At 43.8% G+C, this 16,583-nt stretch carries 9 protein-coding genes, 1 tRNA gene and 1 riboswitch; of the genes, 6 read left to right on the forward strand and 4 right to left on the reverse strand.

The genetic code is table 11. From position 1 onward, the window contains the following. Positions 1-16: 16 nt before the first annotated feature. Positions 17-574: a single-stranded DNA-binding protein gene (locus tag AB4496_RS03945; protein WP_009847868.1), complete on the reverse strand. Its 558-nt coding sequence runs from the start codon at positions 572-574 to the stop codon at positions 17-19. Positions 575-852: 278 nt separating this feature from the next. On the opposite strand from AB4496_RS03945, the gene AB4496_RS03950 reads away from it, so the two are divergent. The 4 genes from AB4496_RS03950 to AB4496_RS03965 all read left to right on the forward strand — a co-directional run bounded on the left by AB4496_RS03950 (position 853) and on the right by AB4496_RS03965 (position 7,416). Further along, positions 853-1,500: a LuxR C-terminal-related transcriptional regulator gene (locus AB4496_RS03950; RefSeq protein ID WP_009847869.1), complete on the forward strand. Its 648-nt coding sequence runs from the start codon at positions 853-855 to the stop codon at positions 1,498-1,500. A 154-nt stretch (positions 1,501-1,654) separates the two neighbouring features. Beyond that, positions 1,655-2,527, forward strand: coding sequence for a UTP--glucose-1-phosphate uridylyltransferase GalU (galU, locus tag AB4496_RS03955; RefSeq protein WP_009847870.1), 873 nt, complete (start codon positions 1,655-1,657; stop codon positions 2,525-2,527). Between the two features lie 197 nt (positions 2,528-2,724). Further along, positions 2,725-5,556, forward strand: coding sequence for an excinuclease ABC subunit UvrA (gene uvrA, locus AB4496_RS03960; protein WP_009847871.1), 2,832 nt, complete (start codon positions 2,725-2,727; stop codon positions 5,554-5,556). 96 nt (positions 5,557-5,652) lie between these two features. Further along, complete coding sequence (locus AB4496_RS03965) at positions 5,653-7,416, forward strand: PglL family O-oligosaccharyltransferase (protein ID WP_009847872.1); 1,764 nt, start codon at positions 5,653-5,655, stop codon at positions 7,414-7,416. Positions 7,417-7,527: 111 nt separating this feature from the next. Here AB4496_RS03965 and AB4496_RS03970 read toward each other — a convergent pair whose 3' ends face one another. Further along, positions 7,528-8,667: an alanine--glyoxylate aminotransferase family protein gene (locus AB4496_RS03970; RefSeq protein WP_009847873.1), complete on the reverse strand. Its 1,140-nt coding sequence runs from the start codon at positions 8,665-8,667 to the stop codon at positions 7,528-7,530. 176 nt (positions 8,668-8,843) lie between these two features. Further along, positions 8,844-9,021, forward strand: a riboswitch (Lysine riboswitch). 109 nt (positions 9,022-9,130) lie between these two features. Here AB4496_RS03970 and lysC point away from each other — a divergent pair. Next, the gene (gene lysC, locus AB4496_RS03975; RefSeq protein WP_009847874.1) at positions 9,131-10,498 is read left to right on the forward strand and encodes a lysine-sensitive aspartokinase 3; all 1,368 of its coding nucleotides are present in this window, start codon (positions 9,131-9,133) and stop codon (positions 10,496-10,498) included. 115 nt (positions 10,499-10,613) lie between these two features. Here the strand turns inward: lysC and metH are convergent, their stop codons facing one another. Then, positions 10,614-14,291 (reverse strand): methionine synthase, encoded by a 3,678-nt coding sequence (metH, locus tag AB4496_RS03980; protein WP_102257742.1) that lies wholly within the window; start codon positions 14,289-14,291, stop codon positions 10,614-10,616. A 169-nt stretch (positions 14,292-14,460) separates the two neighbouring features. Between metH and AB4496_RS03985 the strand changes: the two genes are divergently transcribed. Continuing rightward, positions 14,461-15,741, forward strand: coding sequence for a sodium:proton antiporter (locus tag AB4496_RS03985; RefSeq protein WP_017102902.1), 1,281 nt, complete (start codon positions 14,461-14,463; stop codon positions 15,739-15,741). 720 nt (positions 15,742-16,461) lie between these two features. Here the strand turns inward: AB4496_RS03985 and AB4496_RS03990 are convergent. Next, positions 16,462-16,538, reverse strand: a tRNA-Trp gene (locus tag AB4496_RS03990). Positions 16,539-16,583: the final 45 nt, after the last annotated feature.

The raw sequence follows: 16,583 nt of genomic DNA on the forward strand, positions 1-16,583 counted from the left end.
ATATTAAAAACAGTGCTTAAAATGGGATGTCATCATCAAAATCCATCGGCGGCTCATTATATTGAGGTTGAGCCTGCTGAGGAGCTTGTTGAGGTGCTTTCGGCTGCTGTTGAGCTGGCGCACTGTATTGTTGCTGCTGTTGTTGTGGCTGCTGTGGTTGCCCCCAACTACCTTGCTGTTGGTTGTTACCCATACCACCTTGGGCAGGAGCACCGCCTTGAGCACGACCGCCAAGCATTTGCATTACACCGTTGAAGCCTTGAACAACGACTTCTGTTGTGTAGCGATCTTGACCGCTTTGATCTTGCCATTTACGCGTTTGAAGTTGACCTTCAATGTAAACTTGGGAACCTTTACGTAGGTACTCACCAGCAACTTCCGCCAGCTTGCCAAACAGAGCAACACGGTGCCATTCTGTTTTTTCGCGCTGTTCGCCAGTTGCTTTGTCACGCCATGACTCTGACGTTGCAATGGTAATGTTCGCTACTGCACCGCCATTTGGCATGTAACGAATTTCAGGGTCATTACCTAGGTTACCCACTAATATAACTTTGTTAACTCCACGGCTAGCCATGATTTGCTCCGTCTAAATTCATAGTCTCAGAAAATTTTAGCGCACAAGAATAGCATGCTTTTCTGCAGTGATAAATCGCATTCCTATTCTCTCCTCACGACAAAGATTAAAAACGTAACAAATCATGATATTCAGAGCGATGTTGCTTTTTCCTCCACTTACAAACCACTCATTTACTTTGAGAGTTGATATTCAACGCAAGTCACATAAAAGGTGCTAGAGAAGTAAAAATGTGCATGACAACGTGAAATCTCATTAAATATAAACAGGACGTTTCAATGAGAAAATCTCGATACGCTCGCACTTTACACTTTCTGTGCATCGATCCGAGTGACACTTACCTACACGTAAAAGAAATCGAAAAACACTTATCCATTATTCTCTACAAAATGACACCAAGTGAATTGATGCTAGTTGATAGAAAGCAGAGCAATCGCATCTTACTCGTTGATTACAAAGAGGTACCACAGCTATTGGCTATTTGTCCTAACCTACCCGTGATGTGGAAGAATCATGAGATAATTTTATTCAATGTTCCTCTGCAACTTCCTACCTCAGAACTGCTGACCTATGGGGTATTAAAAGGACTCTTTTACAACACAGATCAAAAGGACAAGATTGCTCGTGGTCTTCAAGAAGTGATCGATGGTGATAATTGGTTACCAAGGAAGGTGACTAATCAACTTCTGTTTTATTATCGTAACATGGTCAATACCAATACGACCCCAACCAATGTTGATTTAACTATTCGTGAAATCCAAGTCATTCGCTGCCTTCAATCAGGATCATCAAATACTCAAATAGCCGATGACCTTTTCATTAGCGAATTCACGGTCAAATCCCACCTCTATCAAATATTCCGTAAGTTAGCGGTGAAAAATAGAGTCCAAGCTATTGCATGGGCAAACCAAAACTTGCTTGCATAACCGCTTCGCCTCTAATCTGACAATAATAATGAGGGAAGCTCGAGTAATCATAGGTATTGTTGCTGAATTTTCGACATAACATATGCTAGAGTTGCCCTCAGAAATATCAACAAATCAGTTGAATCAATAATTATTATAGATAAAGGGTCTTATCATGATCAAAAAGTGCCTTTTCCCGGCAGCTGGCTACGGTACACGCTTCCTACCAGCAACTAAATCAATGCCTAAAGAAATGATGCCTGTTGTGAACAAACCTCTGATTGAATACGGCGTTGAAGAAGCCATCGAAGCAGGTATGGATGGTATGTGCATTGTTACAGGCCGTGGTAAGCACTCATTGATGGATCACTTTGATAAGAACTACGAGCTTGAGCACCAAATTAGCGGTACCAATAAAGAAGACTTGCTAATCAATATTCGTGAGACGATTGAAGCAGCAAACTTCACCTACATTCGTCAACGCGAAATGAAAGGTCTAGGTCATGCTATCTTGACGGGGCGTGAGCTTGTGGGTGATGAACCGTTCGCGGTTGTGCTTGCTGATGACCTTTGTGTGAACGAACAGCAAGGTGTACTGACTCAAATGGTTGCATTATACAAGCAATTCCGCTGTTCAATTGTGGCAGTACAAGAAGTTCCTGAAGAAGAGACTCACAAATACGGTGTTATCTCTGGCGAGATGATCAAAGATGACCTGTTCCGTGTCGATGACATGGTAGAAAAGCCAGAGCCAGGCACTGCTCCAAGCAACCTAGCGATCATTGGCCGTTATATCCTGACCCCAGATATCTTTGAGCTTATCGAGCAGACTGAACCAGGCAAAGGCGGTGAGATCCAGATCACTGATGCATTGCTGAAACAAGCAAAAGCAGGCTGTGTATTGGCTTACAAATTTAAAGGCCAACGTTTTGACTGCGGTAGTGTTGAAGGCTACATCGAAGCAACAAATTACTGCTTTGAAAACCTATATAAAAAAGATCAACAACAAATCGAGCTAGGTAAGCACTCAACCACAAAAGAAGCTTAATCGCTAATTTTGGCTTACTCACTGTTTAGCTATTTAATTAATAGCAATGAGCGGTTGGTTAACAGCACATTAAATGATTCCAAGGGTGACTCAAAAGAGTCGCCCTTTTTTATTACTGTTTTTTTATCCAGTAAAACTTTGCACAAATCTCACTCTATGTAATACTTTAGCCACTTAAAATTACATGGTCTGTTGAGATGGATAAAATAGAAATTAGAGGCGCTCGTACGCATAACCTCAAAGACATTAACCTAACCATACCTCGTGATAAGCTGACGGTTATCACTGGATTATCAGGTTCAGGAAAGTCGTCACTTGCGTTTGATACCCTCTACGCAGAAGGTCAACGTCGTTATGTTGAGTCTTTGTCGGCCTACGCTCGTCAATTTCTATCTCTCATGGAAAAACCCGATGTCGACCACATCGAAGGTTTATCTCCAGCCATCTCCATAGAACAAAAATCGACTTCACATAACCCTCGCTCAACCGTCGGTACTATTACTGAAGTCTATGACTATCTTAGATTACTGTACGCGCGAGTTGGTGAGCCGCGCTGTCCTGATCACAATACCCCTCTTGCAGCACAAACCATCAGCCAAATGGTCGATAAAGTCTTAGAGCTACCGGCTGGTTCAAAGATGATGCTGTTGGCTCCAATAGTCAAAGAACGTAAAGGTGAGCACGTTAAAACGCTTGAGAACCTAGCGGCTCAAGGCTTTATTCGTGCCCGTATTGATGGTGAGACCTGTGATCTGTCCGATCCTCCCACATTGGAGCTGCACAAGAAGCACACCATTGAAGTTGTCGTTGATCGCTTTAAGGTTCGCCCAGATCTTCAACAGCGTTTAGCTGAATCGTTTGAGACAACATTAGAGCTCTCTGGTGGCATCGCCGTAGTCGGTTGGATGGATGATAAAGAACAAGAAGAGATCGTGTTCTCTGCAAACTTCGCTTGTCCAAAATGTGGCTACAGCATGCAAGAACTTGAGCCTCGCCTATTCTCATTCAACAATCCTGCTGGTGCATGTGGTACTTGTGATGGACTTGGTGTTCAACAATATTTTGACCCAAGTCGAGTAATTTTAGATGAGAACCTAAGCATTGCAGAAGGTGCGATAAAAGGCTGGGATCAGAAAAATTATTACTATTTCCAAATGCTGACATCGCTATCAGACCATTATGGTTTTGACCTTTATGCTCCGTTCAACTCTTTACCAAAGAAAACTCAAGAGATCATCCTCAAGGGCTCTGGTAGAACTGAAGTTGAATTCAAATACATCAATGATCGTGGTGATATCCGAGTCAAGCGTCACCCCTTTGAAGGTATTTTAAATACGCTGGAACGCCGTTACCGCGACACTGAATCTAGCGCGGTGCGTGAAGATCTTGCCAAGTACATATCAACGAAGTCATGCTCTAGCTGTGATGGTACGCGTTTAAGATTAGAAGCAAGAAACGTCTTTATTGGCGATACCACACTGCCAGAAATCGTTCAGCTCAGCATTGCTGACGCACTACAATTTTTCCAAGAGTTGAAGTTAGACGGCCAGCGTAGACAAATTGCTGATAAAGTGATGAAAGAGATCAATGATCGTCTGCATTTTTTGGTGAACGTTGGTTTGAATTACCTGAACCTATCACGCAGTGCAGAAACACTGTCAGGTGGTGAAGCGCAAAGAATTCGTCTAGCAAGTCAAATTGGGGCCGGTTTAGTTGGCGTTATGTATGTGCTGGATGAACCATCGATTGGCCTCCACCAGCGTGATAATGAACGTCTACTGCAAACTCTGGTTCACCTAAGAGACTTAGGAAATACCGTACTTGTTGTTGAGCATGACGAAGATGCGATTCGTTGCGCTGACCATGTTATCGATATAGGCCCAGGCGCAGGTGTTCATGGTGGTCACGTGGTCGCTGAAGGCACCATGCAAGACATCATCGAAAATCCGAATTCTTTAACTGGGCAATACCTCAGCGGCGCCAAAGAAATTGCGATCCCCAAACAAAGAACGCCTATCGATAAGAAAAAGGTCGTCGAGATCGTTGGCGCGACTGGGAACAACCTAAAGAATGTCACTGCGACAATCCCTGTAGGCTTGTTCAGCTGTATTACTGGTGTATCGGGATCCGGTAAATCAACACTCATCAATGACACCTTCTTTAAAGTCGCCCACACTCAATTGAACGGTGCAACAACTGCAGTTCCGGCGCAGCACAAAAAGATTAAAGGCTTAGAGCATTTCGACAAAGTAATCGATATTGATCAAAGCCCTATCGGTCGAACACCAAGATCGAATCCTGCAACCTACACTGGTATTTTCACTCCAATTCGAGAGTTATTTGCAGGTACACAAGAATCACGATCTCGTGGCTACAAGCCAGGTCGATTCAGTTTTAACGTTCGTGGTGGTCGTTGTGAAGCGTGTCAGGGAGACGGTGTCATCAAAGTAGAGATGCATTTCTTGCCAGATGTGTATGTACCGTGCGATGTGTGTAAAGGTAAGCGTTATAACCGTGAAACGCTAGAGGTCCGCTACAAGGGGAAAACCATTGACGAAGTTCTAGAGATGACTGTCGAAGATGCTCGAGAATACTTCAACCCTGTTCCTGTTATTGCTCGTAAGCTGCAAACCTTAATGGATGTTGGCCTTTCCTACATTCGCCTCGGACAAGCAGCGACAACCTTATCTGGTGGTGAAGCCCAACGTGTTAAATTGGCACGTGAGCTGTCGAAACGAGATACAGGTAAAACCTTATACATTCTCGACGAGCCAACAACAGGGCTTCACTTCCACGATATTCAACAGCTATTAACGGTACTGCATAGATTACGTGATCACGGCAATACGGTTGTCGTGATTGAGCATAACCTAGACGTCGTCAAAACCGCGGACTGGATCCTAGATCTTGGCCCTGAAGGTGGTCAAGGAGGCGGTGAAATTGTTGCAGAAGGTACTCCTGAAGATGTGGCGTTAGTCGAAGGTTCGCATACGGCTCGCTTCCTTAAACCTATGTTAAATTTGAAGTAGGTGTAAAATAGCGTCCTGCGAGCAGACAGAAAAATGTTAAAGTAACAGAGCTTGTTTCAGAAGGAACAAGCTCTGTTTTTATAAGGTTAGGGATTTATGGCAACAATACACACTAGCGGTACCCAACTAGAAAATCAGGTAACTAAGCTACCACTCAATAAAGCATTTCTGGCCTCTCTAGCTGTTGTATTCTTATTAGCCATGCATTTTTTCATGCCTAACCCAGGAGGCTCAGGCCTTACTTTATCCTTTAATCCAACCACTTGGTTAGCCCTTAGCTTTACGCTGGCGATTGGCTTCTACCAACTTGCTACTAACCGAGTACTCAAGTATTCCAAATTAACGATTGGCTTGTTGATAAGCTGCATCATACTCACACTGCCGATTTTATACAGCAACGCCGCTCCTCAAGGAGCGTCAGGGCGCTTACTTGGATTGTGGGCGGGCTTTACATTATTCGTCGTGCTGCAACAATTTAAGTTCAGCAATAAGCACAAGCAGCGCATATTGTGGTTCATTGTGCTTGCTGTTGTCATACAGGCACTATTTGGCTATGTGCAATATTTCCTATTAGAACCTGGCAACCTATTTGACTACAACACTGCGGCCAATAGACCTTATGGGATATTCCAACAACCGAATGTTATGGCAAGCTTTCTTGCTACAGGTTTTGTGCTGTCAGCTTATCTTTTAGCAAGGCAACCAACTAAATATAATCACCAAATTAGCGAGTCGCTTCTACTTTATTTAACACCAGCCTTAACCGTACCTTTGCTGATCATCATCGCATCACGTACCGGGTGGTTGGCTGCCGTCATTGGGTTTGTATGCATTCTGCCTTATCTATACAAGTTCTCGACCAAGAAACGCTTCTACGGGTGGTGTGCATCAGTGGTAGTCGGTATCGTCGTCGCCTTTTCGGTAATCAGCCTCAGTGCAACTGATAGTTTCGCCAGTAAAAAAGCAAACTTAGAAAGTCCACGAGCTTATACCTTTCCACAAGCGCTCGATATGATGATCGAAAAGCCATTTACCGGTTATGGCTACGGAAAATTCGAATCCGAATACACGCTATACACAGCCCGCCAACATCAACTTAACTCAAATTATCATCCCGGCCTTCCTTCAATGGATCACCCACACAATGAGTTCCTGTTTTGGGGGGTTGAAGGCGGAATAGTACCAATCATCGGGATCTTGATTGCTGCAATGTTGGTGATGTCACGCATAGCAAGCTCAGCGAAAGGAACACGTCTAGCACTACTTGCGCTATTCATACCTATGCTCTTACATTCTCAGCTTGAGTATCCTTTTTACCACTCGGCGATTCACTGGATAACCTTTATCATTTTGATTTACTGGGTCGACCAACGGACTTCTCGCCACTATCAGCAGCCGTTTAGTATCGTAAGTAAAATCCTATTCAGAGTGTCGAGCTTAGTCGTTCCTATCTTGGTGAGTTTTTACATGCTGAGTGCCTTACACACCAATTATGTACTCACTAAATTTGAAATGTCTAAGCCGAAAAACCCGGACATTCTTAAGCAGGTAACGAACCCCGTAGTCTGGAAAGATCGCTATGATTGGGATGTGTACAGTACCTATCTAAATATCGGCCTCTACAAAGCCGATCCTAGCCTGATCCTTCCTTATATAGATTGGTCGTTAGAAATCATAAAGAATAAGCCAAGGCCTGCTTTCTACACCAACCTGATTCTCGCATATCAAGGATTAGGCGATCACAGCAAGGCAGAACAAATTCGCAGTGAAGCGAGCTTCTTGTTCCCAAATCGAGACTTTTCCAAGGTTCAGTATAAGAAGATATCCGAAGCAGAAAACAACATTTCTTCAGCTAAATGACGCCAAGGAATCTAGAGTCATTTTGCTGTAATGACATTTAGCCTATAGCCTAGACACAAAAAAGCGCACATTCTCTCGTGCGCTTTTCTTTTAAACTTCAATTTATTACCGTTATTTTAAAATGTCTTGTAACGCTTTTAAGCACAAAGCGACATTCTCTTTACGAGCACCGTAACCCATTAGGCCGATACGCCACGCCTTACCAGCCAAAGAGCCAAGCCCAGCACCGATTTCAAGATTATACTCTTCTAACAGCTGCGTTCTTATTTTGGCTTCATCAATCCCTTCAGGGAAGTAAAGCGCATTCAATTGAGGTAAGCGACTCTCTTCAGCAACCACAAACTCCAACCCCAAAGCTTCTACGCCAGCTTTAAGTTCTTGGTGCATCGCATAGTGACGAGACCACGCATTGTCTAGGCCTTCATTTTTCAACAAAACCAACGACTCATGCAGAGCATATAGGCTGTTCACGGGCGCAGTGTGGTGATAGCTACGCTTACCTTCTCCACTCCAATAACCTAATACCAAGCTCTGATCCAAGAACCAGCTTTGTACGGGAGCTTGACGTGCTTTCATTTTATCGACAGCACGTTGAGAGAACGTCACGGGAGATAAACCAGGTACACAAGACAGACACTTCTGACTGCCTGAATAAACCGCATCGAGTTGCCATTCATCAACCAACAATGGCACACCACCTAATGATGTCACCGCATCCACAATCGACAATGCATCAAACTGGCGAGCGACTGCGGAAATAGCTTGAGCATCCGATAACGCGCCAGTAGACGTCTCGGCATGCACAAATGCGACAGCAACAGCATCGGGGTTTTCTGCCAATGCCTTTTCTACCTTTTCAACTGAAACGGGCTTACCCCACTCGTCATCAACAAGGATGGCTTCACCACCGCAGCGAACAACATTCTCGCGCATACGCTCACCAAAAACACCGTTACGACAAACAATGACCTTTTCACCAGGCTCAATCAAATTAACAAAACAGGTTTCCATGCCCGCACTGCCTGGAGCAGAAACAGCAATCGTAAATTCATTCTCTGTTTGGAATGCATACTTAAGAAGTTGTTTAAGCTCATCCATCATCGCAATAAATAGCGGGTCGAGGTGACCAATGGTTGGACGGCTTAAGGCCTGTAAAACTTGAGGAGAAATGTCTGAAGGCCCCGGCCCCATTAACGTTCGGTGTGGCGGATAAAAGCTATCGATAGCAGCAGTGAGTGTTAAATTAGACATGTACATCCCTTACGTTAATGTTGTGAACAATCCACCCTAAAGCAAATTGATTACCTCAGCAATTAGCCATAAGTATTGAGGTCAAACCAGTGTCACATAATTGTTAAAATTATTTTTCAATTATCTCACGTTACGGATTGACATTATTTGCGCAAACACGTTCAATGAAATGGCTATCTAGCAGAAGAGGAGCACTGCCCAGGCAGGTGTTTTGTGGAACCGCATTTCCAATACAAAACATTCATGGGGAGCAGTGCCGAGATAATAAAAGGATGCAGGACCTTTATTATCGGTTGAGCGGGCTGAATCCCGTTAACTGTCGCCATTTCTATATGGTGAAGAGCTTCTGAGGTTACTATTCTAATAATTCCTCTCTTTTTTGCTCTAAAACTCTCTTCGAAAAACATCGGACGTTGGATTACCCAACAGTAATTTTATTTTAGGAAATCGTGGGAGATATATCGTGAGTGCATCTAATGTAGCTGGTTCTTTTAATGTCGCTAAGTTTGGTGGAACAAGTGTTGCCAACTTTGAAGCAATGAGCCGTTGTGCTGCCATTATTGAAAACAACTCAAATACGAAATTGGTCGTGAGTAGCGCATGCTCTGGCGTGACTAACCTGCTTGTTGAGCTCGCGAATGGTGTTCAAGATAAAACTCGTCGCCAAAAACTAGTGACACAGTTAACCGACATTCATAATACGATTCTTGCTCAGCTAGCTGACCCAATTAACATTGAAAAAGATGTGCACTGTATTCTGGATGATATTGCGAGCGCTGCAGAAGCGGCATCATTCCAAGCCAGTACCAAACTCACCGATCACCTAGTGGCATGTGGCGAACTGATGTCGACACATATTCTGACTCAGATCATTCGTGAACGTGGGACACCCGCTGTTCGTTTTGATATCAGAGAAGTGATGCGCACCAATGATGACTTCGGTAAAGCAGAACCACAATTAAAAGATATTGCAGCTTTAGCACAGCAGAAATTGATTCCACTATGCCAACAGCAAGTTGTCGTTACCCAAGGCTTTATCGGTGCCGATAGCGAAGGTAACACCACAACGTTAGGTCGTGGCGGCAGTGATTATTCTGCTGCACTAATTGCCGAATCAGTACAAGCGATTGGTTTAGAGATCTGGACTGATGTTCCAGGGATCTACACCACAGATCCACGTATCGCATCGAAAGCATCTCCTATCCCAGAGATCAGCTTCAGTGAGGCATCTGAGATGGCAAACTTTGGCGCGAAAATATTACACCCTTCAACTCTGGTTCCTGCACTACGCCATCAAATCCCTGTTTTTGTCGGCTCATCAAAAGCACCAGAGCTTGGTGGAACATGGATTCGTCAACAAGTTGAAAGCTCTCCTCTGTTCAGAGCGCTTGCCCTACGCTGCAACCAAACCATGGTTACGCTACGCAGCGCTAACATGTTCCATGCCTATGGTTTTTTGGCAAAGGTATTCGAGATCCTGGCTAAACATAAGATCTCAGTCGATCTTATCACTACCTCAGAGATCAGTGTCTCACTGACTCTCGATCAAACCGATACCTCTGGTGGTGCTCCTGAGTTACCTGAAGCCGCTCGCCTTGAGCTTGAAGAGTTGTGTTCCGTAGATATTGAGCACGACCTATGCCTCGTTGCTCTTATTGGTAACAACATGAGCGAAAGCAAAGGCTATGCAAAGCAGGTATTCGGCACTCTAGAAGATTTCAACCTACGTATGATTTGTTACGGAGCAAGCCCACACAACCTATGCTTCTTGCTAGATGAATCTGTGTCTAAGTTGGCGGTTCAAAAACTTCATCAAGAGTTATTTGAGTAGATAGTCCGTTTATCATCGACAGATAAATAACTAAATTACAGATACAAAAAGGGTTGCTATTAAGCAACCCTTTCTCTTTTTTACGTTACGAATCAAAGCTCGTTATAGATTCAAACTAGTTAATGTTTGGGCCTAACCACTTCTCAGCTTCCAACATATCCCAACCTTTACGGTCGGCATAGCTATCCACTTGATCCTGTTGAATCTGTGCAATCGCAAAGTATCGGGCATCAGGATGTGAAAAATACATACCAGACACTGAAGCACCAGGCCACATCGCGTAGCTCGTGGTTAGTGACATGTCGATCGCTTTTTCAACACCCATCAACTCCCACAACGTTCCTTTTTCTGTATGTTCTGGGCAAGCAGGGTAACCTGGAGCTGGACGAATACCTTGGTACTTCTCACGAATCAAATCGTCATTAGACAGCTCCTCATCCGGCGAGTAGCCCCAAATGTCCTTTCTCACTTCTTTATGCAGGTATTCAGCGAACGCTTCAGCCAATCGGTCAGCAACCGCCTGAATCATAATCGCGTTGTAGTCATCACCGTTGGCTTTGTATTCATCAGCAAGCTCACGCTCGCCGATACCACCAGTCACTGCAAAGCCACCAATCCAGTCCGCTTTACCGCTATCTTTCGGCGCAATGTAATCAGACAAACAGTAGTTAAAACCTTTTGGCTTCTCGGTTTGCTGACGAAGGTTGTGTAAAACCTTTAACACTTCAGTACGAGATTCATCGGTATACACTTCGATATCATCGCCAACGCTGTTGGCAGGGAACATCGCACACATCCCACGAGCTTCAAGTAACTTCTCTTTCTGTACTCGATCCAATAAATCGTTGGCATCTTTGAATAAGCGTTTCGCTTCCTCGCCCACTTCTTCATGATTAAGAATTGCAGGGTATTTACCGACCAATGACCATGTCATAAAGAATGGAGTCCAGTCGATGTACTGACGCAAAGTTGCCACATCAAAATCATTAAAGATGTGAACTCCCGGTTTAGCGGGTGCCGGTGGCGTGTAAGCATCCCAATCGATAGCTACTTTATTAGCACGTGCTCTTTCAAGAGTGACCGGTTTAGTACGAGGCTTCTTACGATTATGCTGATCGCGAACGCGATCGTAATCAATATCCAACTTCTCAACAAATGCAGGTTTCAATTCGTTAGATAGCAACGAAGTACACACACCCACCGCACGTGAAGCATTGTTTACGTAGACCACAGGCTCGGAGTAGTTCTGTTCAATCTTAACGGCTGTATGCGCTTTAGATGTGGTTGCTCCACCGATGAGAAGAGGCAGTTTAAAACCTTGTCTTTCCATTTCTTTCGCAACATGCACCATCTCATCCAGGGAAGGAGTGATCAAACCCGAAAGGCCAATGATATCGACGTTTTCTTCCTTAGCGACCTTAAGGATTTTTTCACATGAAACCATCACGCCTAAATCGATAATTTCGTAGTTATTACACTGCAAGACAACGCCCACAATATTTTTGCCAATATCGTGAACATCGCCTTTTACGGTCGCAAGTAAGATTTTTCCGTTAGTTGCACCTACGTCTTTGGTTGCATTGATAAATGGCTCTAAATGGGCTACCGCTTGCTTCATAACACGTGCAGATTTCACCACTTGAGGAAGGAACATCTTACCTTCACCAAAGAGGTCACCAACCACATTCATACCATCCATTAATGGGCCTTCTATCACCTCGATAGGGCGAGAGGCATTAACACGAGCTTCTTCGGTATCTTCAACAATAAAGTCGGTAATACCTTTAACTAAAGAATGCTCTAAGCGTTTTTCTACTGGCCAGGTACGCCACTCTAAAGCAGATTTATCTTCAACCTTTCCAACTGCACGCTCTAGATATTCAGTTGCGATATCTAGCAAGCGCTCAGTGGAATCATCTCGGCGGTTTAGAACCACATCTTCAACGGCTTCACGTAAATCCTCAGGGACATTATCGTAAATCTCTAATTGCCCAGCATTTACGATGCCCATATCCATACCGTTTTTAAAGCAGTGGTATAGGAATACTGCGTGGATAGCCTCACGAGCGTAGTTATTACCTCGGAATGAGAACGAAACATTCGATACACCACCAGAAATCATCGCATGAGGTAAGTCTCGTTTGATGTCCCCTACAGCTTCAATGAAATCGACCGCATAGTTGTTATGCTCATCAATACCTGTCGCCACAGCAAAAATGTTCGGGTCAAAAATAATATCTTCAGGTGGGAAGCCCACTTCATCAACCAGAATATTGTAGGCATTAGTACAAATCTCAACCTTACGCTCTCGAGTATCAGCTTGGCCAACTTCATCGAACGCCATCACGATAACGGCTGCACCATATCGGCGAACCAGTTTCGCTTGTTCGACAAACTTCTCTTTCCCTTCCTTCAATGAGATCGAGTTAACGATGCCTTTACCCTGAATACATTTCAGACCCGCTTCAATCACTTCCCATTTTGAAGAGTCGACCATGACTGGCACTTTCGAGATCTCAGGCTCAGACGCACATAGATTAAGGAATTTAACCATACACGCCTCAGCGTCTAGCATCCCTTCATCCATGTTGATATCGATAATTTGAGCGCCATTCTCAACTTGCTCTCGAGCCACACTCAAAGCTTCATCATATAGCTCTTCTTTGATAAGGCGCTTAAAGCGAGCAGAGCCCGTAACGTTAGTTCGCTCACCCACGTTAACAAACAGAGATTCCTTGGATATCGTCAATGGCTCTAAACCAGAGAGACGACAAGAGACGGGTAAATCTGGTAATTGGCGCGGTGTCACACCTTCAACAGCTTCTGCCATTTGGCGTATATGTTCTGGCGTTGTACCACAACATCCACCAATTAAGTTCAAGAAGCCACTTTCAGCCCATTCCTTAACGTGTTCAGCCATATCTTCTGGAGACAAGTCATATTCACCGAATGCATTAGGTAAACCTGCATTAGGGTGAGCGGAAACATTGCATTCTGAAATACGAGACATTTCACCAACGTATTCACGCAGTTCGTCAGGACCTAATGCACAGTTCAATCCAAATGAGATAGGTTTTACATGACGAAGGGCATTATAGAAGGCTTCTGTTGTTTGTCCGGAAAGCGTTCGACCAGATGCATCTGTGATAGTACCGGAGATCATAACCGGTAAAATGATACCTACTTCTTCAAAGACAGATTCAACCGCAAAAGCACACGCTTTCGCGTTTAACGTATCGAAGATAGTTTCAATAAGAATTAAGTCTGAACCGCCCTTGATAAGCGCACGAGTCGATTCAGAGTAAGCGTCAACAAGTTCATCAAAGCTAACATTACGATAGCCCGGATCATTAACATCTGGGGAGAGAGAACAAGTTCGGTTAGTTGGACCTAACACACCCGCCACGAAACGGGGTTTATCAGGAGTCTTCACTGTCCATTCATCTGCTGCTTCACGAGCCAACTTAGCAGCAGCATAGTTAATTTCTTCGCTAAGACTTTCCATATCATAGTCGGCCATAGCGATGGTTGTAGCGTTAAAGGTATTGGTCTCGAGGATATCAGCACCGGCTTCCAAATACTCCATATGGATATCTTTGATAAGCTTAGGTTGTGTAAGTACCAAAAGGTCGTTGTTACCTTTTAAGTCACTATGCCAATCAGCAAATCGCTCACCGCGATAGTCTTGCTCTTCCAATTTATAATCCTGAATCATGGTACCCATGCCACCATCAATCAGTAAAATTCGTTGCTTCAACAGAGCGTCAATCTTTTGCCTTACATTACTTCCCACGATACAACCTCATTCCTTTAATTATCTCTCCATCCTACCACACATTCGAAAGGAGTCTAGACGTCTAAAACATGAAGTAAATAACCAAGTCATGACAAAAAAATGTTTGCTATTTGAGCATGAGAGAACGAGAATTAATATTCATATTTTGTTACATATTGGAATCCCAATGTCGGTCTATTACACCTTATGCTTCTTGTCCGCTGCAGCCATGCTTATTGCTTTCGTTAATACCAAAATTGGTAAAATGCAGACAACCATCGCCATCACAGCTGGCTCAATGATGCTATCTCTATTGATTATCATTGCGGGACAAAACAATTGGTTCCAATTGGCTGACATCGCTTCAGAAACCGTTGCCAGTATCAACTTTGAAGACTTCCTCCTAAAAGGAATACTGGGATTCTTACTTTTTGCAGGTGGTTTGGGGATTAAGTTACCTAATCTAAAAGATCAGAAATGGGAAATAACGGTACTCGCTCTTGGTGCTACACTGTTTTCGACATTCTTTATTGGCTTTGTACTTTATGGGTTTTGTCAATTTATCGGTATTCAATTTGACCTAATTTATTGCTTACTGTTTGGTTCTCTAATATCTCCAACCGATCCAATAGCTGTATTAGCAATAGTGAAGAAGCTCGATGCTCCCAGACGAATCTCTACTCAAATCGAGGGAGAATCTCTATTCAACGATGGTTTTGGCCTAGTTATCTTCGTAACCCTATTTACCATTGCGTTCGGCACAGAAGCTCCGACTGTAGGTAGCGTGACCATGTTATTCGTCCAAGAGGCTATTGGCGGTATCGTCTACGGATTTGTTCTAGGTTTGATATTCCACTATCTAATCAGCAACACCGATGACCACTCGATGGAGTTGCTATTAACCATCGGTATTCCTACAGCTGGTTATGCTTTTGCAGAGGTTCTGCATGTATCTGGACCATTAGCAATGGTGGTATCTGGTATCATGATAGGCAACTGGACACGCTTCATCGGATTTTCTAAGGAAAGTGAGGATCACCTAGACCATTTCTGGGAATTAATAGATGAGTTCTTAAATGGCGTACTATTCTTATTGATTGGTATGTCTATGCTGCTATTCAAGTTCCACCAAGAAGATTGGATTTTGATGGCGTTCGCAGTCCCTCTAGTATTGAGTGCACGCTATCTAAGTGTTTTCTTGTCTTATATTGGATTTAAACGCTTTAGAACTTACAACCCATGGTCGACTAAGATTCTAACTTGGGGTGGTCTACGCGGAGGCTTAGCTCTAGCTATGGCACTTTCAATCCCTTCAGGTATCTGGGTGATTGAAGACAAAGCAATAGATGTTAAAGAGATAATCCTCGTTATGACCTATGCTGTTGTTGTGTTCTCTATTCTGGTTCAAGGATCAACAATCACTCCAATGATAGAAAAAGCGAAACAAGCTGAGAAAGAATTGGATTAATACCTAAAAATATAAACGAAGGTCGCTTAGTATAAGCGGCCTTTTTTGTACCTGTGTCCATCAACAAGCACGCCTCTCTAGCCTACAAGTTGCTCCCTATCTCTGACCACTACTTTAGTCATGATTGCTATCTGCAATCACGACTCTTTGTCGTACCTAACGCTTCCAAACAGGCCAACAAGCAACCACCAGTTTGAGTGCATTCGAGCGAAGATAAACACAAAGTATTTACGGAAATAAATTAAGTAAAGATACATGGCCTTCTTTTCAAGTGAAGTATTGAAAGCATAATAAAGTGTAGAAAGAGAACCACGATCGAAGAGGAATTGTAATTAGAGTAAAGCTTCGCACACCAATGTTCTAGAACCGAAACTTCTCTATAGAACATCTGATGCAGTAGCAAGAAGGGTCTAGTCTTTCTACCGGGGCGTGCAGTCTAGATCCTTAAATATGCCAGAGGAGGACTGAGTCGGCACTCCGGAGATTCAACCAAACTGGTAAGTTAGGAGGACGCCTAGTTCTCCCAACATTGCTTCGAAGAAGCAACAGACGTAAAAAAACCTAGCATTTCTGCTGAGGCTTTGTATGTGGCAGGAGTAGAGGTTTAGACTCCCAACACGCGCTATTTTGGCAAGCCGGAGAATCCGCTGCTTTGCTAATGGCGTATAATTAGCTTCAGAAAGCAAAAAGGCCCTAGCATTTCTGCTAGAGCCTTAAATATGGCAGGGGTGGAGAGATTCGAACTCCCAACACGCGGATTTGGAATCCGCTGCTCTGCCAATTGGAGCTACACCCCTATTTCAGTTTTAAAGAGCTGAACCTCTGAATAAGTGGCGGAGTGG

This window comes from Vibrio sp. 10N.222.46.A1 (genome assembly GCF_041473595.1).
Lineage (GTDB): Bacteria > Pseudomonadota > Gammaproteobacteria > Enterobacterales > Vibrionaceae > Vibrio > Vibrio tasmaniensis_A.

Coding starts and splice junctions, on each gene's coding strand:
- AB4496_RS03945 (WP_009847868.1), bottom strand. CDS start 574: ATGGCTAGCCGTGGAGTTAACAAAGTTATATTAGTGGGTAACCTAGGT.
- AB4496_RS03950 (WP_009847869.1), top strand. CDS start 853: ATGAGAAAATCTCGATACGCTCGCACTTTACACTTTCTGTGCATCGAT.
- galU (WP_009847870.1), top strand. CDS start 1,655: ATGATCAAAAAGTGCCTTTTCCCGGCAGCTGGCTACGGTACACGCTTC.
- uvrA (WP_009847871.1), top strand. CDS start 2,725: ATGGATAAAATAGAAATTAGAGGCGCTCGTACGCATAACCTCAAAGAC.
- AB4496_RS03965 (WP_009847872.1), top strand. CDS start 5,653: ATGGCAACAATACACACTAGCGGTACCCAACTAGAAAATCAGGTAACT.
- AB4496_RS03970 (WP_009847873.1), bottom strand. CDS start 8,667: ATGTCTAATTTAACACTCACTGCTGCTATCGATAGCTTTTATCCGCCA.
- AB4496_RS03985 (WP_017102902.1), top strand. CDS start 14,461: ATGTCGGTCTATTACACCTTATGCTTCTTGTCCGCTGCAGCCATGCTT.